The following is a 1,577-nucleotide window of genomic DNA, read 5'->3' as shown; positions in this document are numbered from 1 at the left end:
CCAATGGCTGTATATCGACGCTCCCAGAATGCGTCTGGACGATGGAATCGCGTTCGGGGTTCAGGGTCACTGCACCGATAGGAGCCCAGTTGCGCGTGGTGCCAGACCAGCGCAGCGGATTGCGTGCGCGAGCCTGGAGATATACCTCGTGGCGGGCGGCGAGGATCGCGGCGTCTTCACCCGCATAACGCTGTGCGGGGCTGACATAGCGGATGCCGCTGTGCCGGTGATCATGGTTATACCAATGCACGAAGCGCGAAGCCCAGGCGCGAGCCTCCTCGAGGTTGGCGAAGCCCTTGTCAGGGAATTCCGGCCGGTACTTCGCCGTGCGGAACAGGCTTTCGACATAGGCGTTGTCATCGCTCACGCGCGGGCGCGAGTACGACGGCTTGACGCCCAGCCAGTTCAACATCGCCAGGACCGTCGTGGCTTTGAGGGTCGAGCCGTTGTCGCCGTGCAGCACTGGCTTGGCCGTCATGGCGTGGATGCCCTCGGCCAGCGCAGTGCGCTTGACCAGGTGCGCCGCATGGTGGGCATCGTCGCTGTCGTGCACCTCGAAGCCCACGATCTTGCGGCTGTACACGTCCAGAATCAGGTACAGGTAGAACCAGCGGCCAACGATCTCGGCAGGCAAGTACGTCAGGTCCCAACACCACAACTGGCGCGGTGTGGTGGCTATATGTGTCGTCGGTGGGCGGCTCTTGCGCGGCGCCTTGGCGCGGCCTCGGTGCTGGTTCTGCCCATGCGCGCGCAGGACACGCTGGAAGCTCGATTCGCTGGCAAGGTACACCCCTTCGTCGGCCAGCATGGGGACGATGCGCGCCGGGGGCATGTCGGCAAAGCGAGGCTCGTTGGCCACCTGCAGGATCTGCTCGCGCTCGGCTGGCGTCAGCGCATGGGCTGGCGTCAGCGCATGGGCCGGCGTCGGCCGCACCGCGGCGGGCCTGCCATCACCCGATACGAGCCCGTGGTTGGCCTTCCAGCGCTGCAGGCTGCGCTGGTCGATGCCAGCGACCTCACAGGCCTGTTCCAGCCGCGCGCCGGCCCGCTGGGCCGCTTCGATGTCCTGGGCCAGCGTCCGGCGATCTTCGAGCCCGATCATTTGTCCTCGCCTTTGTCCTTGTTGAAGATCGCCGAGACTTTTTTTGACAATACCAGCAACGCTGCTGTCTCAGCCAGGACCTTGTCCTTGCGCCGCAGTTCGCGCTCGAGTTCCTTGATGCGCCGGCGGTCTTCCTTGGCTTGCTGCGGACTGACGCGCTTCTCCTCCGGCTCGGCAAGCGCTTGCGTGGCGCTATCGCGCCATTGCTGCAGTTGCTGCGGGTACACGCCGTGTTCGCGGCACCAGGCGCTGCGGGCTGACTCGTCCATGGCTGCCGTGAGGATCACGGCCTCCAGGCGAGCGGCAGCCGTCCAGCCGCGCTCGCGTGCGGGCTTGGCTAGTTCCTCACTGCGCCAGCGCTCCAGCGTATCTGCGCTCACGCCGATCTCCCGAGCTACCAGTTCCAGCGGGGCGCTCTCCGGCGGCAGCAACCGCGCCACCGCTCTGTCCTTAAACACTTGTCCGTATCGAGCCA

Annotated in this window: 1 protein-coding gene; it reads right to left on the bottom strand. The window is 65.8% G+C overall.

Going from position 1 to position 1,577, the window contains the following annotated elements:
• A protein-coding gene (locus J8I34_RS33900; RefSeq protein WP_209808542.1) for an IS3 family transposase occupies nt 1-1,577 on the bottom strand; the annotation gives its coding sequence in 2 pieces (ribosomal slippage) (nt 1-1,137 and nt 1,137-1,577; 1,578 coding nt annotated over the 2 pieces). This gene is flagged as partial in the annotation.

Source organism: Cupriavidus phytohabitans (assembly GCF_017815025.1).
Taxonomy (GTDB): domain Bacteria; phylum Pseudomonadota; class Gammaproteobacteria; order Burkholderiales; family Burkholderiaceae; genus Cupriavidus.
Note: the sequence above shows the minus strand (reverse complement) of the source record. Positions and strands in the feature narration are given on the sequence as shown.